General features: G+C 62.9%; 25 protein-coding genes. 6 read left to right on the top strand and 19 right to left on the bottom strand.

Going from position 1 to position 25,560, the window contains the following annotated elements; all coding sequences use genetic code 11:
• Window positions 1–3 precede the first annotated feature (3 nt).
• Window positions 4–720: a PIG-L deacetylase family protein gene (locus HIM68_RS01520; RefSeq protein WP_172169053.1), complete on the top strand. Its 717-nt coding sequence runs from the start codon at window positions 4–6 to the stop codon at window positions 718–720.
• A gap of 147 nt (window positions 721–867) precedes the next feature.
• On the opposite strand, the gene tpx is transcribed toward HIM68_RS01520, so the two are convergent.
• From tpx to HIM68_RS01485, 7 genes are all read right to left on the bottom strand, one after another.
• On the bottom strand, window positions 868–1,368 hold the full coding sequence (gene tpx, locus HIM68_RS01515) for a thiol peroxidase (protein ID WP_172169050.1): 501 nt from the start codon (window positions 1,366–1,368) through the stop codon (window positions 868–870).
• A 140-nt stretch (window positions 1,369–1,508) separates the two neighbouring features.
• Window positions 1,509–3,707 (bottom strand): bifunctional UDP-sugar hydrolase/5'-nucleotidase, encoded by a 2,199-nt coding sequence (locus HIM68_RS01510; RefSeq protein ID WP_172169047.1) that lies wholly within the window; start codon window positions 3,705–3,707, stop codon window positions 1,509–1,511.
• 115 nt (window positions 3,708–3,822) lie between these two features.
• Window positions 3,823–4,830 carry a DUF368 domain-containing protein gene (locus HIM68_RS01505; RefSeq protein WP_139466898.1) on the bottom strand — a complete coding sequence of 336 codons (1,008 nt, stop codon included), beginning with the start codon at window positions 4,828–4,830 and terminating at the stop codon, window positions 3,823–3,825.
• 44 nt (window positions 4,831–4,874) lie between these two features.
• Complete coding sequence (locus HIM68_RS01500; protein ID WP_172169044.1) at window positions 4,875–5,393, bottom strand: DinB family protein; 519 nt, start codon at window positions 5,391–5,393, stop codon at window positions 4,875–4,877.
• Between the two features lie 55 nt (window positions 5,394–5,448).
• A complete protein-coding gene (locus tag HIM68_RS01495; RefSeq protein WP_101544850.1) occupies window positions 5,449–5,820 on the bottom strand; it encodes a VOC family protein in 372 nt (123 codons plus the stop codon).
• Between the two features lie 107 nt (window positions 5,821–5,927).
• Complete coding sequence (locus HIM68_RS01490; RefSeq protein WP_172169041.1) at window positions 5,928–6,746, bottom strand: thioesterase family protein; 819 nt, start codon at window positions 6,744–6,746, stop codon at window positions 5,928–5,930.
• 42 nt (window positions 6,747–6,788) lie between these two features.
• On the bottom strand, window positions 6,789–7,004 hold the full coding sequence (locus HIM68_RS01485; protein WP_139907554.1) for a hypothetical protein: 216 nt from the start codon (window positions 7,002–7,004) through the stop codon (window positions 6,789–6,791).
• Window positions 7,005–7,088: 84 nt separating this feature from the next.
• On the opposite strand from HIM68_RS01485, the gene HIM68_RS19250 reads away from it, so the two are divergent.
• On the top strand, window positions 7,089–8,066 hold the full coding sequence (locus tag HIM68_RS19250) for a GNAT family N-acetyltransferase (protein ID WP_367647411.1): 978 nt from the start codon (window positions 7,089–7,091) through the stop codon (window positions 8,064–8,066).
• Between the two features lie 75 nt (window positions 8,067–8,141).
• Here the strand turns inward: HIM68_RS19250 and HIM68_RS01470 are convergent, their stop codons facing one another.
• Together HIM68_RS01470 and HIM68_RS01465 are read right to left on the bottom strand one after the other, a co-directional pair.
• A complete protein-coding gene (locus tag HIM68_RS01470; RefSeq protein ID WP_172169038.1) occupies window positions 8,142–10,337 on the bottom strand; it encodes a S1 family peptidase in 2,196 nt (731 codons plus the stop codon).
• 267 nt (window positions 10,338–10,604) lie between these two features.
• Window positions 10,605–12,533, bottom strand: coding sequence for a S1 family peptidase (locus HIM68_RS01465; RefSeq protein WP_172169035.1), 1,929 nt, complete (start codon window positions 12,531–12,533; stop codon window positions 10,605–10,607).
• 246 nt (window positions 12,534–12,779) lie between these two features.
• Here HIM68_RS01465 and HIM68_RS01460 point away from each other — a divergent pair, with 246 nt between their 5' ends.
• From HIM68_RS01460 to HIM68_RS01450, 3 genes are read left to right on the top strand one after another with little or no spacing between them, the layout of a single operon-like run.
• Window positions 12,780–13,259, top strand: a complete 480-nt coding sequence (locus tag HIM68_RS01460; RefSeq protein WP_172169032.1) for an META domain-containing protein — start codon at window positions 12,780–12,782, stop codon at window positions 13,257–13,259.
• Complete coding sequence (locus HIM68_RS01455) at window positions 13,256–13,576, top strand: META domain-containing protein (protein ID WP_172169029.1); 321 nt, start codon at window positions 13,256–13,258, stop codon at window positions 13,574–13,576. Before HIM68_RS01460 ends, HIM68_RS01455 begins: the two co-directional genes overlap by 4 nt.
• Window positions 13,577–14,548 carry a DUF808 domain-containing protein gene (locus tag HIM68_RS01450; protein ID WP_139466889.1) on the top strand — a complete coding sequence of 324 codons (972 nt, stop codon included), beginning with the start codon at window positions 13,577–13,579 and terminating at the stop codon, window positions 14,546–14,548.
• A gap of 82 nt (window positions 14,549–14,630) precedes the next feature.
• Here the strand turns inward: HIM68_RS01450 and HIM68_RS01445 are convergent, their stop codons facing one another.
• From HIM68_RS01445 to HIM68_RS01415, 7 genes are all read right to left on the bottom strand, one after another.
• A complete protein-coding gene (locus tag HIM68_RS01445) occupies window positions 14,631–15,560 on the bottom strand; it encodes an ABC transporter substrate-binding protein (RefSeq protein WP_172169026.1) in 930 nt (309 codons plus the stop codon).
• Window positions 15,561–15,589: 29 nt separating this feature from the next.
• A complete protein-coding gene (locus HIM68_RS01440) occupies window positions 15,590–16,417 on the bottom strand; it encodes an ABC transporter ATP-binding protein (protein WP_172169023.1) in 828 nt (275 codons plus the stop codon).
• On the bottom strand, window positions 16,414–17,517 hold the full coding sequence (locus tag HIM68_RS01435; RefSeq protein ID WP_367647410.1) for a FecCD family ABC transporter permease: 1,104 nt from the start codon (window positions 17,515–17,517) through the stop codon (window positions 16,414–16,416). The genes HIM68_RS01440 and HIM68_RS01435 overlap by 4 nt, the downstream gene beginning before the upstream one ends.
• Window positions 17,514–18,581, bottom strand: coding sequence for an iron chelate uptake ABC transporter family permease subunit (locus tag HIM68_RS01430; protein ID WP_139466886.1), 1,068 nt, complete (start codon window positions 18,579–18,581; stop codon window positions 17,514–17,516). The genes HIM68_RS01435 and HIM68_RS01430 overlap by 4 nt, the downstream gene beginning before the upstream one ends.
• 96 nt (window positions 18,582–18,677) lie before the next feature.
• Complete coding sequence (locus HIM68_RS01425; protein WP_172169020.1) at window positions 18,678–19,163, bottom strand: SufE family protein; 486 nt, start codon at window positions 19,161–19,163, stop codon at window positions 18,678–18,680.
• Window positions 19,163–20,071, bottom strand: coding sequence for a rhodanese-like domain-containing protein (locus HIM68_RS01420; RefSeq protein WP_172169017.1), 909 nt, complete (start codon window positions 20,069–20,071; stop codon window positions 19,163–19,165). Before HIM68_RS01420 ends, HIM68_RS01425 begins: the two co-directional genes overlap by 1 nt.
• Before the next feature lie 72 nt (window positions 20,072–20,143).
• Window positions 20,144–20,932 carry an alpha/beta fold hydrolase gene (locus tag HIM68_RS01415; RefSeq protein ID WP_172169014.1) on the bottom strand — a complete coding sequence of 263 codons (789 nt, stop codon included), beginning with the start codon at window positions 20,930–20,932 and terminating at the stop codon, window positions 20,144–20,146.
• Between the two features lie 91 nt (window positions 20,933–21,023).
• Between HIM68_RS01415 and HIM68_RS01410 the strand changes: the two genes are divergently transcribed.
• Window positions 21,024–21,482, top strand: coding sequence for an NUDIX hydrolase (locus tag HIM68_RS01410; protein WP_172169011.1), 459 nt, complete (start codon window positions 21,024–21,026; stop codon window positions 21,480–21,482).
• 38 nt (window positions 21,483–21,520) lie between these two features.
• Here the strand turns inward: HIM68_RS01410 and HIM68_RS01405 are convergent, their stop codons facing one another.
• The 3 genes from HIM68_RS01405 to HIM68_RS01395 form a co-directional block, all read right to left on the bottom strand.
• Complete coding sequence (locus tag HIM68_RS01405) at window positions 21,521–22,477, bottom strand: iron-siderophore ABC transporter substrate-binding protein (protein WP_172169008.1); 957 nt, start codon at window positions 22,475–22,477, stop codon at window positions 21,521–21,523.
• Between the two features lie 100 nt (window positions 22,478–22,577).
• A complete protein-coding gene (locus HIM68_RS01400) occupies window positions 22,578–24,056 on the bottom strand; it encodes an amino acid permease (RefSeq protein ID WP_301539170.1) in 1,479 nt (492 codons plus the stop codon).
• A gap of 106 nt (window positions 24,057–24,162) precedes the next feature.
• A complete protein-coding gene (locus tag HIM68_RS01395) occupies window positions 24,163–25,548 on the bottom strand; it encodes an NAD(P)/FAD-dependent oxidoreductase (RefSeq protein ID WP_172169006.1) in 1,386 nt (461 codons plus the stop codon).
• Window positions 25,549–25,560 lie beyond the last annotated feature (12 nt).

The raw sequence follows: 25,560 nt of genomic DNA, 5'->3' as shown, positions 1-25,560 counted from the left end.
CTCATGACTGAGATCCCGCTTTTCGATGACTCCGATATCAACCGTGTGCTCTGCGTGGTCGCCCACCCTGACGATATGGAATACGGGGGTTCGGCAGCCGTGTCGAGATGGACCGATGAGGGCAAAGAAGTCGCTTATCTTCTGCTCACCCGAGGAGAAGCAGGAATCCGGGACACGAGCCCGGAGGAAGTGGCACCGCTGCGCGCCGAGGAACAGCGTCGGGCGTGCAATATCGTCGGCGTCGACGATCTGGAGATCCTCGACTTCCCGGATGGTCTGCTGGAACCCACGCACGAGTTGCGTCGGGCAATCGCACGGAAGATCCGCGAGTTCCGCCCGAATGCGGTTGTCGTGACGACCTTCGACCTCCAGGTGCAATGGGGGCTCAATCATGTCGACCATCGCCATGCCGGCGTTGCCACCGTCGATGCAATTCGCGATGCGGACAATCCCTGGGTCTTCACCGATCTCAAGGATGAGGGACTGGAAGCGTGGAAGGCCGATCGGCTGCTCATCAATGGCGCCCAGCCCACTCACGCCGTGGCGCTCACTGCTGCACACGTCGACCGTGGTGTGCGATCGCTTGAGGCGCACAAGGTCTATTTGGACGCCCTCAGCGATCATCCGGCGCCGAAGGATATGATCCCCGGCATCACCACGAGCGGTGGAGAACTCGCCGGCGTCGACTACGCCCTGCCGATCACCGTCGTCGATATGTGAACACTTCGCCAATTGCTCCTCGTCAGCAGCCGGTGCTCCGAACCACTTCGGCCGGCACGCTGCTGATACAGAACAACCGGGTGGGACGCGTGTGCGTCCCACCCGGTTCGTACTTTGCGAGTCGAACCTTCGACCCGCGGGAGAAGATCAGGCTCCCAGAGCTGCGATTGCCGAATCGTAGTCGGGTTCGGTGGTGATCTCGTCAACGAGCTGCGTATACGTCACGGTGCCCTTCTCGTCGAGGACGACGACAGACCGAGCGAGCAGACCGGCGAGCGGACCGTCGACCATAGTCACTCCGAAATCCTTGCCGAAGGAGCTGCGGAATCCCGACGCCGTCACGACGTTCTCGATGCCTTCAGCGCCGCAGAAGCGAGCCTGGGCGAACGGAAGGTCATTGGACACGCAGAGAACAGTGGTGTTCTCCAGCCCGGAGGCGAGTTCGTTGAACTTGCGCACCGAGGCGGCGCACACTCCCGTATCGAGGCTGGGGAAGATGTTGAGCACGACACGCTTGCCCGAGTTGTCCTGTGAGTTCACATCACCGAGGTCGTCGCCGACGAGGCTGAATGCCGGGGCCTGTTCGCCCTTGGCAGGCAGTTCGCCGACGGTCTTGACCGGGGATCCCTGAAATGCTGTGTTGGCCATACTTGACTCTCTCCTTCTTCAGAGCTGACTGCTGTCACTCTCACTCTACGTGAGACGGCGCCGAGGGGAACCTGGTGAATGCAGACCGGTCATTCGACCGCCTCTCGGACCGCTGATTCCCACCGGCGGCAGACTGCCGCTCAGCGACGACGGCGGCGTGAGACGACCACGAGTGCCGAACCGAGTGCGATGATCGCAGCAGCGATGCCGATGCTTGTGGCAAGCTCGAGGCCTGTCCGCGGCAGGTCGGCCCCGCCACCTGCACCGGTTGCCGAACCGTCAGCTTCACGGCCGTCGGCGTCGCCGCCGTCAGAATTGCCGTCCGATGCACTGTTCGTCGAGCCGTCGTTCTCGGATGTTGCTTCTCCGGCATTGTCCTCCCCGTCAGCGCTTCCGGAGCTCCCGGAACCCGCGCCGTCGGAGGACCCACCGGCATCGGACTCGGCTCCAGCGGACGCCCTCGAGCCTGCCTCGGCAGTGGCTTCGCCGGAGCTGTCGGAATCCTCGCTGTCGCCGGAATCGTCATCGTCTCCGCCGGGTGCACGGCTGCTGGTGACGACTTTCCAGTTCTCGTCGAAGAAATCGGCGGGGTCGACGATCTGCTTCTCCTCGGCCCAGTCGATGAGTGCCTGACGAACCTCGACCTGTTCGTTGTAGACCTCTTTGAGTCCGTCGACCGGGTAGCCGCCGCCACCGGACTGACGATAGTTGTTGATGGCGAGGATGAACCGGTCATCGTCTCCGATTTCGCTGCCGTCAGCCTGCGTGAGGTTTTCGATCCTCTTCCCGGTCGGTTTGGAGACATTGATGTCGTAGTCGATTCCGGCCAGAGCATCGTAGTTGTAGTCCGGGATCGGAGATTCCGAGACTTCGTCGATCGCGTTCGTGCCGTCGATCGGGTCGAATTCGGCGCCTTCCTCGGTCTGTTTGAAATAGCGTGCCGAGTATTCGAGGTAGTCGCGCAGCTGAGCGCCGTTGATCTCGACTCCGGCAAGAGTGTTGTCGTAGACGTAGAGTCCGGCCACATCTCGGATCGTGATGTCGCCGGCGGGGAACTCTGCGGTGCGGCTGAAGGGTGATGCCTGCGAGATCACGGGAAGATCGGCATAGTCCGTTCCCTTCAGTCCTTCTTCAATCGTCTCGGTTTGGACGTGGGAGATGAAGTCGAGGATGGCCGTGTCTTCATAGTAGGAGGTCTTCGCCGACAGTGTTTCGGTGACCGATCCGATCTTCGTGTTCACGTAGTCGATCGTGGTCTGGTGCTGCTCATCGACAAGGTCTTTGATCTCCTGGTCCTCAGCGACCTCCCCCTGGGTGGCAAGAGCGTCTGCGTGCGGCGCGGCCTCGCCCCAGTCCACGTGGTGGGTGTCAAGATTGATCGGCAGTCCCACCTCGGATACCGACCGTGCCCAATAGTTCGGTTGGGTGATGAGCACCTCGGTGCCGTCGTCACGGGTCACGACCTGACTGGGTTCGTTCTGATGAGTATGGCCGGCGACGAGGACATCAACTCCTGGCACTTTCGCTACCGAGGTGCTGACGTTCTCCTGCAGCTGGTCCGGATCCCAGCTCTGTCCCTTCGGATCTTTGCCAGAGTGGGACAGTACGACGATGACGTCTGCGCCCTTCTGTTTCATCTCGGGCACATACTTCTGTGCCGTCTCGACCGGATCGTCGAAGTGCACCTTCCCGGACAGGTTGTTCTTGTCCCAGATGCGGCTGCCGGGAGTGGTCACTCCGAGAACACCGACGGTGATCGTCTCACCATCGACCTGCTTCTCCACCATCGCATAAGGGTCCAAATGGGACTGTCCGTCGGCGTCGTCGATGACGTTGGCCCCGAGCAGTGGAAAGTCGACCTGGTCACGGTAGGTGGCCAGCAGATCGAGGCCGTAGTTGAATTCGTGGTTGCCGACGACCTGTGCGTCGTATCCCAGGTGGTTGTAGGTCTTGGCCAGTGGGTGGGTTTGGCCGCTCGTCGTGATCGGCGCCTGTTTGGCGAAGTAGTAGGCCAATGGATTGCCTTGGATCGTGTCACCGTTATCGACGAGGAGCACGGAATCGGGACCTTTGTCCTCACGCACTCCCTTGATGAGAGTCGAGGCTCGGGACATGCCCAGCTCCTCCCCTGCCGGGTAGGGCTTGTTCGCGAAGTAGTCCCAGTTGAGTACGTTGCCGTGAACGTCAGTCGTCGCCAACAGGGTCAGTTCTCCGGTTGTCGCCGCCTGAGAGTCGGCGGGGGCATCGGCACTGCCGAGTCCGGTCGCGGAGGCGGCCGCGGGACCGGTGACGATGAGAGCGAGGGCGAGTGTGGACGAGGTCAGGGTGCGCAGACGCATGAGTCTCCAGAGAACTGGTCAGAGAGGATGAAAGTGATCCAACTCTCTTACCCTAGTGGGCGCTGATCGTTTTCTGAATGGATCTTGAGAGAAATTTGCACAAACTCTCTTGCGTTCACGCTGTGGTGGAATCGGCTCTATCAGCCTCATCCTTCGCAGACGCAGATTTAGCCTCGACGATGATGAGGATGACGACGACGGCCGCGCCGAGGACCGCAAGCAGGATCGGACCGAGTACCGGATCGACGGGGGCCAGCAGGCCGCCCGCTCCGTGTTCTTCGCCGTCGGCGCCCACCTCTGCAGATGACTGCCACGGCCAGAGCGCGCGGAGGGAACCGAACATCAGTCCTGCCATGACGATGAGGGTCCACCACCGGTGGTTGTGCAGGAAGTATTTGAGAATGTTGACGAAGACCGCCAGGCCGAGGATCGCGCCGAGCATGAAAATTCCGAGGTACCCGAAATCGCGGGAGTCGACGGCCCGCAGAGTGGTCGAGTACATACCCACTGCCAGCAGGAAGAACGATCCGGACACTCCGGGCACGACGAGAGCGCAGATGGCGATAGAGGCGACGAAGAAGACGGCGATGAGCGGTGGATTCTCCACGTCTGCCCCACCTGCCAGACTCGTCATCCAGAACGCGAGAGCGGCGGCGAGGATGAACGCCAGAACGCCGAGGAGCACGGGCTGCCGTGAGGAGCGGGCCGGCAACATCCTCAACGGCACCGCGATGCTGGCGGCGACAAGACCGAAGAACAGACCCCGGGAGAGTTCGGGGTTGCTGGTGACGAAGCCTTCCATGACACCGGCGATGGTGAACACTGCCGCGGCCATGCCCAACAGCACCGGAATGACGAGGAACCAGTCGGTGCGCCGCAGTTCCGCCAGAGCCCCCGCGGCACGGTTCGGTCCTGTCACGAGGGTCTTCGCGGCCGAAACGACGTGGGCTGCGGAGTCGATGAGCTGGTCGTAGACGCCGGTGACCAAGGCGATGGTTCCGCCGGAGACCCCGGGGACGAGTTCCGCGCTGCCGATGAGAAAGCCCCGGATCAGGTCGAGCGGGAGGAGTGCTTTGGATCTCTTCGGCGCAGCGGCGGTATCGGTCGGCGGGGTGTTCGTCATACTTTCCAGCCTATTAGATCCACCGGGCGCCGATGAGGTGCGACTCAGTCGCCGATCTCACCATCGATGTCTTCGCGGAGGATGTCCGCATGACCTGCGTGACGAGCGTACTCTTCGATGAGATGAATGAGGATCCATCGGACGTTGAACTTCTCTCCGTCACGGTCTCCTCGTTCGGTGAGCGTGTCGAGGTCGGCCACCTCGGTGAGGATTTCACGGGACTTCTCACAGGCCTGCTCGTGGTCCGCCAGGAGCTCGTCCGCGGTCATCCCTGACGCAGACTCGAAGTCCCAATCACGGTCGCTGTTCCAGTCGACGCTCGACCACGGCTCCCCCAGCTCTCGGCCCTGCAGCACTTCGACGAACCAGCTCTCCTCGACGAGCGTGAGATGGCGGAGGATGCCGCCGATCGTCAGAGACGATGAGGCCACGGTGTGGTCGAGCTGCTCGGGCGTCAGCCCATCGACCTTGCGTCTGACCACCTGTCGGAAGTACTCGACGAATTCTTCGAGCCCACGACGTTCGTTCGGGGAGTTGCTCGGATCGGTCAATGGCAGGGTCATGCTGAGCCTCTCTGACCATGCAGACGGCCTGAAGTTCGAACCAGGTGTATGAGGCTCAGTCTAGTTTTCGCCGACCGATGTCGAAGAGATTTCCTTCGGGATCTTTCAGAGTCGTCCATTCGATCCCATATTCGTCGAAAGACGCGAGCTTATGTGCACCCAAGGAGACCGCGCGGTCGACGTCCGCCGGATAGTGCGGATCGTCGAGGTCGATGTGCAGCGGGTTCTTCCCCTCTGCCCGTTCGTCGACCTTGAGGAAAAGCATTCCCGGGGTCGGTGACTCGCTGTTGTGGACTCCCCCGATGCTCGCAACGAACTCGTTGGCGCCGGGATCGATGTCGGCACCGAGGAGGTCTGCCCAGAAGATCGATTGTGCTTCCACATCGAGGCAGTCGAAGGTGATGCTCAAAGATGCCAGCGACGCCATGAGCGCGGTCCTTTCGCAGTCGGATAGGTGTTGACCCGACTCTAGAGCACCCCACAGACATGACAAGTCGAAGGCGTCATCGTCGGTTATCCGCCGTCATCGTCGCGTCACCCGCGGGGCTGGCGCGCCAACTGCCGCGACTGAGCGACGAGGCGACCGGCCGAGTCCCACAGTTCGCAGTCCTCTTCGAACATTCCGCCGGCGATGTTCCGAGTGGACAGTCGTGCGCTGATCCAGCCGGGGGCGGGCAGGGCGCGGACGTGTGCGGTCAGTTCCATCGTCGGCGCCCAGTTGAAGCGCCCGAGGTCGAACATCACCGGCGGAAACGAGTCGAGGAAGGTCAACAATGACAGCGGGTCCGGATCGGTCCCGTCGATGAACCGAATCCAGCCCTGCAACACCCCGCGACCGCTGGGTTTGCCGACCGCGAATCCTGCGGTGGCCGGATCGAGGCGCATATCGAACCGTTCGATGAGCGGCGCCGCCTTCTTGAAGTCCTCGCTGGCTTCGGCGACACCGACGCATTCTTCCGGTGGGGGCAGCTGGGGCGGCGTGGCTGTCGTGCCGACATCGTCGGGAAGGTCGCCGAGGTTGCCCATCGTCGCCATCGCCGAGATCGTCGGTGCCCCGTTCTGGGAGAGTTCGATGCCGTAGCTCGCCGTCGATCGGCCTTCGCGCAGTGTGCGCGTGGAGATGTCGACCGGACCTTCTCTGCTCGGTCCGAGATAGAAGGTGGAGATGACGAGGGGGTCCGGGGTGCTCGGGTTGACGGCCCGCAGGGCTTGTCCGGCGACTCCGAGGAGGTAGCCTCCATTCACGGCTCCGGCGACTTTCCAGCCGGCGTCGAGGTCGGCGGTAAAGCTGTGGTCGCCTTGGCGGGTGACTGCGGTGGCCTGTGAAAACTCACTGACGGTCGATTGACTCATATCACATACAGTACCAACAACTGAACGAACGTCCAGCCAGATTCAATGCCGACCGGACTGTCGTTCGTTGCCGTGACGATAGTGACCTGTTGCACGTGCCAACAGCTGCTGGTCGGTGTCGTCATCTCGCCCGAGTTTGGGAATGAGCGCGGCAGCCTTCTTTCCGCCGAGCTCCATGACGGTGCGGCCGCCTCGGCGAATGAAGAGGATTCCGGATTTGGTGATTTGGTAGTCGAATGGATCGTCTTCAAGGCTCATGTCTGGACTCCTTCGTCGGGCGCACCTTGTCGCTTTCATCTCTGCGTTGAGTTGCTGTGAGCGCTCACCGATTAGTCTAAGCGCATGAGTGTGAAGCTGACCCGGGTCGATCCACATGGCTACCACGATGATCATCTTATTGATTTCTACACCACGGAAGAGTTCCCTTTCCACGCCAGGCTGTCTCGCTGGTCGGCAGAAGAAGTCCGCCAACGGATTGCGGACGGCTATTTCATCAGCGAGGAGACCGAGACGTTCTGGCTCGTTCACAGCGAGCTGGGCCGGATCGGCATCGTCCGTCTGGAGGATCTTCGTGACGAGACGCCGATGTTCGACCTCCGATTAGCTTCGCGATTTCGAGGTCGGGGCCTCGGCGTTGAGGCATTGACCGCCATTACCGCTCATGTCTTTTCCACCACGGGAGCGATTCGACTCGAGGGTCAGACGCGCGAAGACAATCACGCCATGAGGGCGGTCTTCGACCGGGCAGGCTGGACGAAAGAAGCTCACTATCGCCGCTCGTGGCCTGTAATCGGCAGCGATCCGCTGGATTCGGTCGGCTATGCGATCCTGCGCGAGGAATGGGAGACAGGCGTCGTCCATGAGCTGCACTGGCATGATCGACGTCATTTCCGTGAGCAGACTCGTGCCGGGATCACGTATTCGTCGAATACTCCGCCATCGTGCAGTGAGATGCTCGCGCTCTACAACTCAGTCGGATGGTCGGCGTACACGAACACCCCGGAACGACTGGTCCGCAGTGTCCTCAATTCTTCGCACGTGGTTTGTGCTCACCAGGCAGAGCTGCTCGTCGGATTGGCGCGCGTGGTCAGCGACTTCGGAACACTTGTCTACCTCCAAGATGTCCTGGTCGCTCCAGGAATGCAGCGGCGCGGCATCGGGGCTGAACTCGTCGCTCGCGTCCTCGAACCTTTCGCCGATGTCCGACAGACCGTCCTGCTCACCGACGCCGATCCCGGACTGGCTGAGTTCTACACGTCGCTCGGCTTCAGCGAAGCCGCCCCGTCTGCAGGGGCGGCGGTCCGTGCTTTCGTCCGATGACGTGAAAGTGCCCCTGGCCAGAAGGCCAGGGGCACTTTCTCTCAGTCGGTCAACGAGTGACCGTCAGAGTGTGTTTCAGTTGTTCTTCTTGCGACGCATGGTCAGAACAACAGCGGCTCCACCGACGAGGAGCAGTCCGGCTCCGGCGGCCAGGCCGGTCAGCTCGGCACCGGTGCGAGGCAGATCAGATCCGCCGCCGTCACCGTTTCCATCATCGTTGCCGTTGTCGTCACCATCGTTGCCGCCGCCGTTGCCGTCTTCGTCGGCAACAACCTGGAAGGAGCCGGTGAGGGCCTCTTCGTCTTCGGTGTCGTTGGCGCCGGTGACCTGAACGTCGTACTTACCGAGGTAGGCCTCGGGGTTCGAAGCGCTGGTGCCGTAGATCGAGAATCCGACGACTCCCTCAGCGTTGGCAGTCTGCGTCATCTCGTAGTCCTTGACGCCTTCAGGCCCGTCGACAACCTTGAGGGTCACTTTCTCTCCCTCTTCGAAGCCTTCAGCCGTGATCTGCACGCCCTTGTCTTCCTTCACGAAGTCCGAAGCAGCGATCTCCTTCGGCTCGACAGTCAGCTTGCGCTCGGCCTCTGCAGCCTGAACAGTCACCGTGAAGTTAGTGGCTTCCGAGGTCTGTCCGTTAGCTGTGACCGTAGCGGAGTAGGCGTATTCGCCAGCTTCAGCAGGAGCCTCGGTGGAGAAGTTTCCATCAGCATCGGTCTTGACCGTGACGCTGCCCTCAGCCGGTGCGGCCTGGGCCTGAGCGGAACCTGCCTGGGCATCGCCAGCGGGCTTCCAGGTCAGCTTGACGTCAGCGTTCGGAGCAGCCTTGCCGGTGATCTTTCCACCTTCAACGACTGTCTGGTCTCCGACCTTGGGAGCTTCAGGCTTCTCGTCACCGTCGGCGTCGGAATCGGCCTTGTCATCCTTGCCATCGGCTGAGGAGGAAGCATCGGCATTGTCGCCATCGGCGGCAGCGGAAGCGTCAGCCTCTGCTCCGTCTGCGGCGGCCGAAGCTTCAGCGTCGTCGCCTTCCGCAGCGGACGAAGCATCAGCTTCCTTGGCGTCGGCGTCAGCGTTGTCGGAAGCGTTTGCGTCGTCTCCCTCGGCAGCGGCCGAAGCATCTGCATCTTCACCGTCGGCAGCAGCGGAAGCGTCAGCTTCTGCCTCATCATCACCCGGAGGCTCTTCGTTAGGATCAGTGAACGAGATCGACTGTCCGGACTTCTCGAGCGAGTAGTCGAGGTCGGCTACCCAGCTGAAGTCGATCTCCTGACCGTTCTCGTCCTCTGCAGGACCGCCGCCGGAGATGACGCCGACTGCAGTGTCTCCCTGGAAGACGCCGCCACCGGAATCGCCGGGCGCGGAGAACGGCTTGCCGGACGGTGCCTTAACACCGAAACCATGGACGAAGCGTCCGCTGACGTTGACGAAGTCGAACTGCTCGTTGTAGGCAGTCCATGTCTCGTTCTCGGTCAGTCCGGTCGTCCGGCCGGCCTTCTGAACGGTACCTTCGCTGTGAGCGCCGACCTTGGTGATATCAGTGGCGAGCTTCGCAGCCAGATCGTCGTCTCCGGCGGTCGACCAGTCAGTCACACCTGTCTTGACGTTGTACTTCGAAGCATCGACATTGATGACCGCGAAGTCGATATCGTCGTCATTGGGCTGAGCGTCTGAACCCGGAGGAACCAGTTCGCCACCGAACTTGTTGTAACCCCAGCTGCCGATGACGCCGAGTCCGGTCTGCTTGAATCCCTCTCCACCGACCGCAGGAGCAGTGGAAGGCTGTTCGGTCTCGTCGACCGTCGTGTCGCCCTCAAATTCCCCGCTCTGCTCGTTGATGATCTTCGCGCAGTGACCAGCGGTGAGCACGATCGGCTTTCCATCAGCATCCCAACCGGAGAATCCGGTTGAACAGGCTCCGCCGCCCTCGCCTGCCTTGACGAGGTAACCTGCGCCGCCAACCAAGTCGTTGCCGGCATAGGCCTTCAGCTCTTTGACTCCCTCAACGACCTTGACGTTCGAGAAATCCTGCTCAAGCTTCTTGGTTGTCTTGTCGGCCTTTTCAACACCGATGGTGAGCTTGCCGTTCTTGGCGCCGTATGCGTTGACACCGGACGCCTTGTCCAGAGTCTTCTGCACAGCCGCATCGCTCTGCACATTCAGCTTCTGCGGACCGTTGTCAGCGACGGCCGGAGAAGCAGCGAACGCTCCGCCCAAGCCGAGCGCCGTTGCCGCTGTGAGCGCCAGCGAACTCTGTACGAGTTTCTTCTGCATAAGTTGTTGTCTCTCTGTTCTGAGGGATCAATGTCACAAGTTGATGACCTAAGTCACGATAAGGTTACGGGGCGCACTCAGTGACTACCAAAAAAGTAGGTCGAAGACTGTGAACTTAATGTACGAAACTTCAGTAGATGTATACAAAGAGACTTGCTGTTATCGCCTCTAGGCAGTCGCCATGAATAGACGATGCCCCCGGTCAGAAGACCGGGGGCATCGTCAGTGTCAGTTCGCCAGACCGTCAGACGGCCGGCATCACAGCACTCAGTTGTTGTTCTTGCGACGCATGGTCAGAACGACCGCGGTTCCGCCCACGAGGAGCAGTCCGGCTCCGGCGGCCAGGCCGGTCAGCTCGGCACCGGTGCGCGGCAGGTCAGAACCGCCGTCACCGTTTCCGTCATCGTCGTTTCCGTCGCCGGCATTGCCGTCGTCGTTGTTGCCGTCATCGTCTCCGCCGGATCCGCCGCCGGAACCGTCTTCGTCAGCGACAACCTCGAACGTACCGGTCAGTGCCGACTCGTCCTCGGTATCGTTGGCGCCGGTAACCTCGACGTCGTACTTACCGAGGTAGGCCTCGGCGTTCTCGGCGCTGGTGCCGTAGATCGAGAATGCGGCGGCACCGTTCTCATTGGCGGTCTCGTCCAGCTTGATGCCTTCGACGCCTTCAGGCCCGTTGGCAACTTCGAGGTTGACCTTCTCGCCCTCGTCGAAGCCCTTAACCGTGATCGTCACGCCCTTGTCTTCCTTCACGAAGTCGGACGCGGCGATCTCTTTGGGGTCGACGCTGATTTCACGCTCGGCAGGAGCGGGAGTCTCGGACTCGTCCTTCTCAACGGTCACATCGAATTCGGTCGTCTTGGATTCCTGTCCGTCAACGATCGCCGTCGCAGTGAAGTTGTAGTCGCCTTCGGCCTTGGGACCCTCGACGGAGAAGTTTCCGTCCTTGTCAGCCGTGACGGTCTCAGAACCGTTCTCGGCTGCCTGAGCACCTTCAGCGGGTTCCCACTTGACCTCGACCTTGGCGCCAGCCTCGGCCTTGCCCTTGACCTTGCCCTCAGGCTCGATGGTCTGGTCTTCGGCCTTCGGAGCGGCAGGTGCCTCAGGGGTCTCCTCGCCCGGCTTCTTGAGGTTGAAGTCCGTGCCGGACTCCTCGAGCGAGTGGTCCAGGTCGGCAACCCAGGTGAACGAGGTGTTCGCATCGAGGTCGCCGCCGCCGGAGATGACACCCACGGCGGTGCTGCCCTGGTAGACGCCGCCGCCGGAGTCGCCCGGCTGGGAGAAGGGCTTGTCGATCGGCGCGGTCACGCCGAATCCGTGGACCCAACGACCGCCGACATTCTGGTAGTCGAAGTCGTACTCCGAGCGGGGCAGAACTTCGCCGTCGGTCTTACCGGTGGTGCGACCGGACTTGCTGATGGCGCCGTCCTTGTGCGCACCGACCTCGGTGATCTCGGTGGTCGACTTGGCCAGATCGTCCGAATCGGCGGTCGACCAGTCGGTGATGCCGTTCTTGACGTTGTACTTCGACTCGTCGACGTTGATGACGGCGAAGTCGATGTCGGACTCGCTGGGCTCAGGCCACTTGTTCTGGTCGGCGCCCTCGAGGAGGTCGCCGCCGAAGTTGTGGAAGCCCCACTTGCCGATGACGCCGCTGCCGGAGGCCTGGAAGCCTTCGCCGCCGTTGGCCTCGGAGATCGAGGGCTTCTCGGTCTGATCGACAGTGGTGTCGCCGTCGAACTCGTTGGTCTGCTCGTTGATGATCTTCGAGCAGTGACCGGCGGTCAGGACGACGGGCTTGCCGTCTCCGTCCCAGCCGGAGAAACCGGTCGAGCAGGCCCCGCCGCTCTCGCCGGCCTTGACCAGGTAGCCGGCACCGCCGACGAGATCATTCTTCGCATAGGGCTTCAGTTCCTTGACGCCCTCGGTGACCTTGATGTTCTGGTACTTCTTTTCGAGCTTCTTGATCTCGTCGGTCTTCTTGGCAACGCCGATGCTGAGCTCGCCGCCGTCGGTGCCGTAGGCGTTGACGCCTTCGATACCGGAAAGTGCCTTCTGGACGTGAGCTTCACTCTGAAGGTCCAGCTTCTGCGGGGCGTTGTCAGCCATCGCCGGTGAGGCGACGAGCGCGCCGCTCAGGCTCAGCGCCGCAGCGGCGCTGATCGCCAGTGAACTCTGCACGAGTTTCTTCTGCATAAGGTTGATTCCCTTGATCGTTGTCGATGCTTCGATTGCCCGACCCCGTCAACAGGCTTCGCCGCGACTCGGCGGTTCATGCTTCCGGTGTCAGATTTCCAACCGTGTGAAAGGTTACGGTTTGATCACGACGCAATGCAAGAACCATCAATGTCGCAGGTGAACACAACTTACAGAAGTCGGACTACACAAGCTGTCCTGTGTTCTTCCAGGTCGCTCGAAAACGGTGCCGTTATGATCAGGGGCATGCCGAACCACACAAAGCTTCGCCCCCTGGCCTCCGTAAGACCCGCCTCGAGGCTCGCGCTCGGACTCGCGGCCCTTGCTCTCACTCTGCCGCTGGCAGCCTGTGATACCGGCAACGACCCCCGAAACCCCAGCTCCCCCTCCCCCACCGAGTCCAGCGAAACCACGTCTCCCAGCGACGACGCCTCCAAGCTCGATCCCACCGGTAAATGGACCTCACCGGAGAAGGGCGACCCGTTCCTCGAATTCTCTGACGACGGCTCGCTCGAAGGCTCTGACGGCTGCAACGCGATCGTCACGAGCTGGAAGGTCAAAGGCGACGAGATCACCATCGACTCCTTCATGTCGACCCAGAAAGCCTGCGCTGGCGTCGACACCTGGCTGAGCAAAGCCTCAACGGCGACTATCGAAGGCGATGTCATGAAGGTCAAAGACAGCAACGGGAAAGTCATCGGCGGACTGGAAAAGGACGACAAATGACACAGGAACTCATCGGCCGCTGGACGGCCGAGACGAACGAGCGGGCCTTCCTCGAGTTCACCGAGGACGGCTCACTGCACGGCAGCGACGGCGCCAACAACCTTATGACCTCATGGTCGGCCGAGCCCGAGGGTTTGATGATCAAGTCCTCGATGATGACGCTCAAAGCCGCTCCCGGAATGGTCACCTGGGTTCCCAAAGCCAGGAGAGTCGAACCCGACGGCGACCGTCTGCACCTCTTCGACGCTGCCGAGAACCACCTCGGCGACCTTCATCGTCAGCTGCACGGCCCAACTCACAAGCTCGGCGGTCGTTAGATGGCCGGAGGTCTGATCGCACTCCTCGACGATGTGGCCGCACTCGTCAAACTCTCGGCTGCCAGCCTCGACGATGTCGCCGCAGGTGCGTCACGAGCCGGTGCGAAGGCGGCTGGGGTCGTCATCGACGATGCCGCGGTGACGCCGAAGTTCGTCGAAGGAGTGGACCCCAAACGCGAGCTTCCGATCATCCAGCGCATCGCTTTGGGCTCCCTGTTCAACAAGCTCGTCATCATCCTCCCGATCATTCTCCTGCTCAGCCAGTTTCTGCCCTGGCTCCTCACTCCGCTGCTCATGATCGGCGGCACCTACCTCTGCTATGAGGGTGCCGAGAAGGTCTTCGAGAAGCTCGGCTGGATCGCCCACCACGAGAAGGACACCCCGGCCGCCGAACAGTCGACCGATGGCAAGGCGGCAGAGAAGAAGGTCGTGCGATCGGCCATCACCACCGATTTCGTCCTCAGCTGCGAGATCATGGTCATCGCCCTCAACGAGGTGGCCGCCGAATCCCTGACCAGCCGTGCCGTCATCCTCGCCGTCGTCGGCGTTGCGATCACCGTCGGCGTCTACGGTGTCGTCGCACTCATTGTGAAGATGGATGACATCGGTCTGCATATGGCGAAGAAGGACTCACCCGGGCAGCAGAAGTTCGGTCGGTTCCTCGTCGGAGCGATGCCGAAGCTGCTCGCTCTGCTCTCTGTCGTGGGCACCTTCGCCATGCTGTGGGTCGGAGGACACATCATCCTCGTCGGCACCGATGAGCTCGGCTTCCACGCCCTCTACGGCTTTGTCCACCACCTCGAAGAGCCGGTCGCTGCGATCGCGGTCATCGGCGCCTTCCTGGGTTGGCTGGTCAACACGTTCTTCTCCCTCATCCTCGGTGCGATCTGGGGAGGCATCGTCGTCGGCGTGATCTTCGGAGTCAAAGCGCTCGTGAAGAAGGACGGCAAGAAGGACACTGCTACCGCCTGAGCTGCGGCGGCGTCCCTTGTCGCTCGGGTTCCGGGCTCCGTGAGTTGAGTTGGGCCGGTGAGAGAAGGGCTGGCCCGGTCGCCTACTTTTTGAGCATGTCCTCGATGCCGCTGTCGGTCACCAGCCAGTCGAGGCTGGCCGGGCTGGCGGCATTGACGGCGGTCGCGAATTCGGCGTCGATGAAGGCTGCGGTGCCGTTCTTCACCGACGGCAGCGAGTCATAGCTCGGATTGTCAACGACCTGCTTCTTCCCGTCGTCGTCCATGGCCCACACGAAAAGGTAGTCTGCGTCGAGCTCGTCGAGGTTCTCGGCCGAGAGAGTGAACTTGTTGATCTCTTCAGGCGTCTGGTGCTGCCCGGGTTTGAGGCCGAAGAGTTCCAGCGGTGCGGCGTTACCGAAATAGATCCCTTCGGCCCGCGGCGAGATCAGCTGATATGACTTCCCGTCGACCCCGAGGTCGGCACCGACGGCTTCGAGCTTGTCTTTCGTCGTGTCGATCAGTTTCTCTGCCTCATCAGACTTCCCCAGAGCTTCGCCGACCTGTTCGGTCATCTCATCCCAGTCGGGATTCGCCGACTCCGTGTCCGGAATGATCACCGGAGCGATGTCGGAGAGCTGCTCGTAGGTGGAGTCGTCGGCGATATTCCAGGGTGCTGCGAAGATGACATCCGGTTCGTATTCCGCGATCTTCTCGAGGTTCGGCGCATATTCGGCGTTGATGAGCGAATCGTCCGCGACATCGTCGGTGACGCCCTTCTGCCACGGCATGATCTGGTCTTTCGTGGATGCAACGGCGACCGGTGTCACGCCCATTCCCGCAGCCGCGTCAGCGGCAGGCGAATTGAGGACGACGACGTTCTTCGCACCAGCCGGGACTTCGACCTCCCCCTTGAGAGTGTCGACCGTGACCGAGTCGGCGTTGTCCGCCGCCTCATCGGTTCCGCCGCATCCTGCCAGCAGCAGCGTCGAGGCCGCCAGCACCGAGATGACTCCGAGAGCGGTCCTTGTCATTAGGGTTCTCATTTCCGGGATACGTGCGCTCAGCGCTGAGCGAATGTCTTCTTCGGTGCTCCCGCCACGATCATCGGCGCACCCGTGACCGGATCGTCGATGACTGTGCAGTCGATGCCGAAGACCTCGTTGACGAGTTCCGAGGTGATGATCGTCTCCGGAGCCCCCTGAGCGACGATCGAACCGTTCTTCATGGCGATGATCTCGTCGGCGTAGCGGCAGGCTTGGTTGAGGTCGTGGAGGACGGCGACCAGCGTGTGCCCGTATTCGTGATTGAGCTGCGAGAACAGGTCGAGCAGCTCGATCTGATAGGCGACGTCGAGAAAGGTCGTCGGTTCGTCGAGCAGCAGGAGGGAAGTCTCCTGAGCGAGCACCATGGCCACCCAGACGCGCTGACGCTGACCGCCGGAGAGCTCGTCGACGAGCCGTGAGGACAGCTCTTCGGTGTTCGTCGCCAGCAGCGCCGACAGCACAGCTGCTTCATCGGCGTCGGTCCACTGGCGCAGGAACGACTGATGCGGGTGCCGCCCGCGGGAGACGAGCTCGGCGACCGTGATCCCGTCCGGGGCGATGGACGACTGCGGGAGAAGACCCAACCGCTGGGCGATCTTCTTCGTCTTCATCTTCTCGATGTTGTTCCCATCGAGAAGCACAGTGCCCTTCGCCGGCGGCAGCAGTCGCGCGAGAGCACGCAGCAGAGTTGATTTGCCGCAGGCATTGGGGCCGACGATGATCGAGAACTTACCGTCGGGAATGCTCACGTCGAGATCGCTGACGATCTGGCGCTGGTCATAGGCCAGGTCGAGGTTCTCGGCGATCAGCGGGGAGGCTGCGCCTGCGGGGTTGGGAATGCTCATGATGCCTTCCGAGCTTCTTGGATGAGGAGCCAGATGAGGTAGATGCCGCCGATGCTCACGGTGATGACGCCGACGGGCAGTTGGATATCGCCGAACGCATGTTGGGCGATGAGGTCGGCGGCGACGAGGAGCAGTGCTCCGACAGCCGCGGAGGTCAGCAGGCTGGTGCCTTGCGCCCGCGCGATCCGCCGCCCGATCTGCGGTGCGGCCAAGGCGACGAAGGCAATCGGACCGGCCGCGGCCGTGACCACGGCGACGAGGGCGACGGCGATGACGATGAGAACGGCACGGATGGGCTCGTTGCGTACGCCCAGCGCTTTCGCCGTATCGTCACCGAGTTCCAGAGTGCCGAGATCTCGGGAGAAGAGTCCGCAGGCCAGACCGAGGACGATGGTGGCCACAGCCGCCGGTGCGATCGTCGACCAGCCCATTCCATTCAGGGTTCCGGCACCCCATGTGGCAGCGGCCATGGCGAGCTCGAGATCGGCGCGCATGATCAGCCAGGTGTTGAAGGCGTTGAGCATCGCCGTCAGTGCGATACCCACGATGATGAGCCGGAAGCCCTGGACCCCGCCTTTCCAGGTGAGCAGGTAGACGACCACGGCGGTCAGGAGTCCGCCGATGATCGCGCCCGCCGCGGTGGAGACGAAGCTCGTGCCGAAGACGATGATCGTGACGATGCCGCCGGTGTAGGCACCGGTGGAGAAGCCGATGATGTCCGGGGAGCCGAGAGGATTGCGTGTCAGCGATTGGAAGACGGCTCCGGAGACTCCGAGTCCGGCGCCGAGGACGATGCCGGCGATGATGCGCGGTGCCCGCCACTCCCCGACGACGGTATTGACGATGCGCTTCTCAGCGGCCCCGAACAGGCCCTGGAACACCTCGGTCGGAGTCAGCGAGAACTTGCCGAGCATGAGACCGGCGAAGCCGCAGGCCAGCGCGATCAGCGTGATGATTCCGGCGGTGATGACAACCCGCAGGTCGATGCGGAATCCGAAGACTCGCAGCATGGGCCGGCCGAAGTCGACTTTCTCCCCCGGCAGTGCATGCGGGTGCGCGGTGAGGCTGCGGTCGGGCACCGCGAGGTTGGTGGTCTTCACAGGCCGCTCGCCTTCTTTCGACGGACAAGGGCGATGAGCACCGGAGCACCGACGAACGCGGTGACGACTCCGACTTGGAGTTCGCCGGGTTTCATCACGACTCTGCCGATGACGTCCGAGGCCAGGAGCAGAATGGGAGACAGGACGAGTGAGTAGCCGAGGATCCAGCGCTGGTCGGGACCGACGATCCAACGGGCGATGTGCGGAATCATCAGGCCGATGAATCCGATCGGTCCGGCGGCGGCCGTAGCCGCTCCGGCAAGGAGGGTCACCGCGAGGATGGAGAGCACTCGGGTGCGGTTGACCGAGGTGCCGAGACTGGCGGCCAGATCGTCGCCGAGGGCCACGGCGTTGAGTGAGTGGGACAGTGCCAGTGCGAGCACGGTGCCGATGACCATGAACGGCAGGATCGCGGTGATCGTATCGAAATCGCGGCCGGCGATCGCGCCGACGTCCCAGGATCGGAAGGCGTCGAAGGCGCGTTCGTTGGTCAGCAGGATGGCTTTGGTCAGTCCGGTGAGCACAGCGGCGACGGCGACTCCGGCCAGAGTCAGGCGGATCGGATCGACCGTGCGGCTGCGGCCCGCGGACCCGATGACATAGACGCCGACAGTGGCGACGAGGGCGCCGGCGAACGCGAACCAGATGTAACCGGTGATCGAGGAGATCCCGAAGAATGCGACGCCGATCGTGATCGCCAGGGACGCACCCGCGTTGACGCCGAGGATGCCCGGATCGGCCAGGGGGTTGCGCGTCAGGGCTTGGATGAGACCGCCGGCCAGGCCCAATCCCATGCCGACGAGGATGCCGAGCACGGTCCGCGGCAGGCGCAGTTCGAGGACGACGAGCTGATCGTCGCTGCCGGTGGGCGCGAAGAAGGCTCGGAGGACCTCCGAGATCGGCATGTCCCTGGCGCCGATCGCCAAGGAGGCTGCGATCACGACGATGAGCGCAATGATCGCTGCGACCAGTCCCAGTACTCTTCTGATCCGCAGGCTCCCACCGGTCGGATGACTGGTGTCGGTATGCGGTTTCGCCTCGGCAGAGGTGGCGGAACCGGTCATCGAGGTGGTCCTTTGAGTGAGGTGGCGGTCAGGTGACTAAGGGCAGGCTAACCACACTGTAACTCACCGGACCACCTCAGCCAAGCGAGAGAGGTCTCACTCGGCTGTGATCTTGCCGATCCTCTCGGACACCTGCCGCTGGATCCGCGAGAGCATTCCGCTCATTCCGCGCAGCCTCAGCGGGCTGACGATCTCCGACATCGACAGCCGCAGGGGCAGGTCGGCTGGAACCGACAGGATCGCCTCGGCGGTGGCTCCGTCGAGCCCTTCGTGCAGGATCCCGGCGAAACCCCGCGTGGTCGGCGCCTCCGGGGGCGCGGAGAAGTGCAGGCGCACTTCCGCCCGCTCCCCCGCCTCGGGGTCGGCCACCTCGGTGACGAGGAAGATCGGCGACTGGCATTCGGGTACCGGCTCGAGCAGCTCCGGGTGGTCCGTGTACTTCTCCGGCAGGTCGGGAAGGTCCGTCGCGAACTCCAGCAGCACCTGGAGACGGTCGTCGGACGGGGTTTCGGCGAAGTCCGTGACGATCTCCGCCAGCGCCTCCGGCAGATCGTCGGTCTTAGGCGTCGTCGTCTCGCTCATCAGCGTCCGGGCACCTCTCCCGGCTCCGCTCCGGTGACGATCGGCACGCCGACGACATTGCCCCACTCGGTCCAGGAGCCGTCGTAGTTGCGCACGTTCTCATATCCGAGGAGGTGCTTGAGGACGAACCAGGTGTGGCTGGAGCGTTCGCCGATCCGGCAGTAAGCGATGACCTCGTTGCTGGCGCCCAGCCCTGCCTGCTCGGTGTAGAGCTCCTTGAGTTCGGCGGCGGACTTGAAGGTGCCGTCTTCGTTGGCCGCCTTGCCCCAGGGCATCGACTTCGCGCCGGGGATATGGCCGCCGCGCAGTGCCCCTTCCTCCGGGTAGGCGGGCATGTGGGTGCGTTCGCCGGTGTATTCCTCCGGGCTGCGCACATCGATGAGCGGCAGGTCGCCGAGGCTGTCTCGAACCTCGGGAAGGAAGGCGCGGATGACCGAATCGTCACGTTCGACGACGGGGTATTCGGAGGGTACGGGCTGCGGCTTGTCCGTGGTCATCTCGCGGCCCTCGGCCTGCCATTTCGCGCGACCGCCGTCCATGAGGCGGACGTCTTCGTGGCCGAAGAGAGTGAAGACCCACAGCGCGTAGGCGGCCCACCAGTTGGACTTGTCGCCGTAGACGACGATGGTGTCATCGCGGGAGATGCCCTTGGCGGACATGAGTGCGGCGAATCCTTCGCCGTCGACGTAGTCACGGGTGACCGGGTCGTTGAGTTCCGTGTGCCAATCGACCTTGACCGCTCCGGGAATATGCCCCGTCTCGTAGAGCAGCACGTCTTCGTCGCTTTCGACGATGACGAGTCCGGGATCGCCTGCATGCTCAGCCACCCAATCGGTGCTGACCAGTCGGGTTCCGTCCGAGTATTCGGCGAACTTCTCTGCGGGATCGGCCGGGATCGAAGTGCTCACGCATTCCTCCTGAGGGTTTGAGTCCAATTGTGCTCGCTGTGGCAACGTCGAGCGCGTTCAGCATATTCCCTTTCAGGGGCGGCTGAGGAATGCCGACAGCGCTGAGACGAACTCACGCGGTTTCTCCGAATGCACCCAATGCCCCGAGCCTTTGACCGTGAGAAGGGTGGTGCGGGGGAACAGACTGCGCATCTGCGGCAGGTCGTCACGGTCGACATAGTCCGATTTCTCACCGGCGACCCAGAGGACCCGATGGTCGAAGACGGCACCGCCCATGTCCGGGAAGCCTCCGATGATGTCGAGGCTCGAATGCAGCAACGCGAGGTTGGGCTGCCAGGAATACCCCGCCGAGGTGGGGCGCAGGTTCTGCAGCAGGAATCCCCTGATCGCAGCCTCGGGTATCGGGTCCCGAAGCGCCTCATCCGCGTCGGTACGCGATTCGATCCGGTCGAGGTCGAGGGAGGCGAGACTGGAGAGCAGATGGTCGAAGACTCCGGTGGACCCGCCGGCGTTGGGTCCGATGTCGACGACGACGAGGCGGTCGATGAGTTCGGGGTGGCGCAGTGCGAGCACCATGGCGACCTTTCCACCCAGGGAATGTCCGACCAGGTGCACTGGCTGATCGCCGGGATCGACCGCCTCGGCGATATGGGCCGCCACGGCATCGGCGAGCTCGACATAGTCGAAGGTCTCTGTCCATTCGGATTCACCGTGGTTGGGCAGGTCGACGAGGAGACTGGAGAATTCGGGCTCGATGTCCTTGGCGATGCGGGTGAAGTTCTTGCCTCGGCCGAACAGGCCGTGGAGGAAGACGACCAGGCGCCCGGACTCGCCGATTCGAGTGCTGTTGATGGTGGTCACGATCCCAGCCTAGCCCGTGCCGTTCTGCATATCAGCAGCCCTGTTGAGTTTCTCACCCGGCGGTCACTGCTGACGCGGGTAGGGTGAGGTCATGCACTTCTCCGAATATGACACCCGACTTGCCGGTTATGCGGTCATCGTCAATGACGACGACGAAATCCTCCTCAGCTGGTTCAACGGCGGAAAGGACCGCCTGCACGCGATCTGGACGCTGCCCGGAGGCGGAATCGAGTTCGACGAGAGCATCGAAGCCGGCACGGTCCGTGAGATCAAAGAGGAGACCGGGTTCGACGCTGAGGTCGTCCGCCCGCTGACCACTCATTCCTTCACGGAAGCACGTCGCAATCCGATCTTCAGCGATTCGACGGATCGTCCTTTCAAAGGCGTACGCGTCGTCTACGAGGCGCGGATCACCGGCGGCACCTTGGGCACGCTCGAGGTCGATGGGACGACGGATCGGGCGGAATGGCTGCCGATCGATTCACTTCAAGATGTGCGGCACGCCCGCATCATCGACCTCGGCCTGGATGCGTGGCGTGCCGCAGTGTGAGTTCTGCGCATGGGCGCGCAGCAGCGCTCGTCAGTCGGTTACTTCACCTTGTCGGCGATGAGTCCCGGAAGCTCCTCTGCGGTGTACTTGGCCGAGAGGATCGAGTTGAGTGAGAAAGCCTTGCGAATGTCGTCATTGTCGTTGGTCAGAACGAGGTCGTGCCCGTCCTTGACGGCAGGAATGCGCTTGTAGGCAGCATCCTCGGTGACATCCTTGTCCTCGATGTAGATCGGGAACGTCAGGAGCAGGTCCGCGTCGAGCTGATCGAGGTTCTCCTCGGAGATCGGCACGGAGAAGCCGTCCGCCTTCATTCCGGCGATCGTCTCGGACTGCTTGAAGCCGAGCTGCTCCATGACCTGCACGCGACCTGATTCCTCGACGTAGGCACCCCATCCCTCGGAGGTCTTCGCTGCCACGGTCACGGACTTGTCCTTGAACTCCGGATGGGCTTCGCGCGCATCGGCGTAGGTCTCGTCGAGGTCGTCGAGCAGCTTCTTCCCGTCGTCTTCCTTGCCGAGCGCCTGGGAGACGAGGTCGACCTGCTGGTCCATCGTCGTCAGGTAGTTGTCGCCGCCTTCCGGCACTCCGACCGTGGGAGCGATCTCAGAGAGGCGGTCGTAGCGCTCCTTCTCTCCGGAGCTGTTCGTATCGAGGATGACGTCGGGCTCAAGTGCGGCAATGGCCTCGTAGTCGGGTTCCATCGTCGCGATGATCTCCGGAGCTTCGTCGTAGAGATCTTCGGCCCAGGGGCCGACGCCCTTGCCGCCGAACTCGACCCAGTCAGAGGCGCCGACGGGCTGGACTCCGAGCACCAGAGCGGTCTCGGCATCGCCCCATCCCAGCGCCACGACCTTCTGCGGGTCGGCGGGCACCTCGACGGCGCCGAACTTCGTGTCGACGGTGGGCCCCGAGGCCTCGTCGGCTGAATCTGCTCCTCCGCCGCAGCCGGCGAGGACGAGAACGGAGGCAATCACTGGGGCGAGAATACGGCGCATGGAATCCTTCTTGAGTAGTTAGGCGAGCCTAGCTTAACCCATTTCTCCGGCGGTTCGAATCCGACCGCACGGCCGCCTCGGCGAGGAATCGACCAAGGGATCAGGGAGCCTTGATCTCGAGCCCTTCGACGTCCATGTCATCGAGGGCGACCATGCGTGAGCGGCGGCCCGTGACGATGCGGTGGATGACCCACAGAAGCAGGAACGCAGGAAGCCCTGCATAGGCGCTGGCGACCTGGAGCAGCTGCCCGTTGACGATCGCCTGCACGTTTTGCCCGATGATGACGACGATGAGCATGATGAGCGCGATGACCGGGCCGATCGGGAACAGCGGCGCCCGGTACGGCAGGTCCGCTACAGCGCGCCCCTGCCGCACATAGGCGCGGCGGAACCGGAAGTGGCACCAGGCGATGCCGACCCAGACGATGAAGCCGGAGAGTCCGGAGACATTCATCAGCCAGGTATAGGCTCCACCGTCACCCATGATCTCGGTGAGGAATCCGAACAGTCCGATCATGGCGGTGGCCAGCAGCGCCATGACGGGGACTCCGCGTTCGTTGAGTCGGGCGAACAGCCTCGGCGCGGTTCCCTCTTTCGCCATGGCGTAGAGCATGCGGGTGGAGGCGTAGAGGCCGGAGTTGCCGGCGGAGAGGATTGCGGTGAGGATGACGGCATTCATCATTCCGGCGGCCACTGCGATTCCGGCGCGTTCGAAGACGAGAGTGAACGGTGAGGCCGTGATGTCCTCATTGTTCGCCGAGGCCAGCAGCGAGGGGTCGGTGTAGGGCAGGAGGAAGCCGATGACGGCGATGGCGCCGATGTAGAAGAGCATGATGCGCCAGAACACGGTGCGGATGGCGCGCGGCATGTCCTTGCGCGGGTTCTCCGACTCCCCCGCGGTGACGCCGACGAGCTCGGTGCCCTGGAATGAGAATCCGGCGATCATGAAGACGCTGATGATGGACATCCAGCCGCCGACGAAAGGAGCTTCTCCCGTCGTCCAATTGCTCACCCCGGGTGCAGTCCCGCCGAGGATGCCGGCGATCATGAGCACACCGAGGACGAGGAACGCCAGCACGGCCGTGACCTTGATGGCGGCGAACCAGAATTCACCTTCGCCGAAGGCCTTCGCCGACAGGAAGTTCAGCCCGGCCAGCAGGATGAGGAAGACCGCCGCCCAGATCCACGAGGGCACGTCGGGGAACCAGAAGGACATGATGACGCCCGCGGCGACGAGTTCGGCAGCCAGGGTGATCGCCCAGTTGAACCAGTAGTTCCAGCCCATGGCGAATCCGAACGAGGGACTGACGTATTTGGTCCCGTAGGTGTGGAACGATCCGGCCACGGGCAGGTGGGTCGACATCTCGCCGAGGGACTGCATGACGAAGAGGACCATGATGCCGATCGCGGCATAGGCCAGCAGGGCGCCGCCGGGGCCGGCTTGTGAGATCGTGCCGCCGGAGCCGAGGAAGAGCCCGGTGCCGATGGCACCGCCGATGGCGATCATCTGCAGGTGGCGGGACTTCAGTCCCCGTCGGAGTCGGCGTTCTTCGTTCGCCGAGGCGGCTGGCATTCCCATGGTCATCCTCGTTCGTGGTTCGGCAGGTCCGCGCACGAGGACCCTGGCCATTCCTACCACAAACGGAGGCATCCACGGCCGACGAAGATGCAGGGTGGGAGGAGGGTCACACCCTCTTCGGCGGGGATTCGAGCAGATGCAGTATCGGCTTGAGCGCGGTGCGGATGCTGATGAAGCGGAACGCCTGGTCGCGGCCGAAGGCGAAGAGGCGGGATCTGCCGAACATCAGTCGCGCCAGGGACCGCGAGTTGTCATGAGCGGCCTCGACTCGCGGCCGCTGGCGGGCCTCGAAGCGTTCGAGTGCGGCGACCATCGAGGAAGGTGCGGCCGGCCTGCGAGTACCTGAGGGGGCGGCTGGCCCGCCCCCGTTTGAGACTGCACCGGGCCCGGTCGACAGGGCGGAGAGTTCGTCGGCGAGCACTCCGGCCGATTCCATCGCCATTCCGGCGCCGATTCCGGCGGTGGGAAGGAACCCGGCGGCGGCATCGCCGACCAGAACGGCGCGACCATGCCTCCACCTGTGCGCCCGCGAATCTCTCAGCGGCCAGAAGAACGGCGCTTCGGCCTCTTCGACTGCGGTGAGGCAGGCGTCGATCCGCGGAGTCAGCATCGTGAGTCGACTGCGGACTTCGGCTGCAAAACGTCGGGGGCCGAGCGGCTGACGGGTGTCGGGACAGCCGAGAAAGACTCCGACGTCGCCCTTGACCGGATACATGCCGAGGAAGAATCCATCGCCCCAGATCTCATCGACGGCGCCCTGATCGTCATCCGTCTCGGCCCAGCAGACCCATCCGCCCCATGTCGTGTCCACTGTCGACACCGGCGAAGGCGTGCCCGAGCCGGCAACGGCGGTACCGCCGGAGTCGCTGGTGGCGATCGCGGCGAGTTCTCTGGTCACGAGCCGACGGGTGTGGGAATTCATTCCGTCTGCGATGACGACGGCATCGAATTCGAGCACTTCTTCGTGGCCACGGCTCTGTTCCTGCTCTCCAAAGCGCTGTCGGCCGACGCTCGCCTGGGCCAGAGTCACAGTGGCGCCGTCGCCGGACAGACCGGTCACTGTGGTGCCGAAGGCGATCGGGCAGTCGCTGCCGGTGAGCACGTCGAGCAGCGCTGAGCGGGAGATCCCGCGATAGTCGCCGAAGTCGGCCAGAAGATCACCGAGGTGGTCCTGTCGGAGGACTTTCCCGGTGTGTGCATGGGCGATATAGCGATCGATGCCGACGCTGGCTTCGAGGTAGGCTTCCCGGCACTCGAGTTCTTCGATGATGGGATCGACCATAGGCATGAGGGCGAGCATATATCCGGCACGATTGTCACCGATCATCCGACCGGAATCGGCCGACCGATCGATGAGGGTCGGGTGCATCCCGCGACCCCGGAGCAGCTGCGCCAGGGTGATCCCGGCGATTCCGGCTCCGACGATGAGAATGCGCGGCTCGTCCGAGTCCACGTGCTTCAGCTGCTCGTTGACCGTTGCCGCGATGATCATGCGTGGTCTCCT

It is taken from the genome of Brevibacterium sp. CT2-23B (assembly GCF_013168765.1).
GTDB classification, from domain to species: domain Bacteria; phylum Actinomycetota; class Actinomycetes; order Actinomycetales; family Brevibacteriaceae; genus Brevibacterium; species Brevibacterium sediminis.
This window is presented reverse-complemented; position numbering and strand designations above follow the sequence as displayed.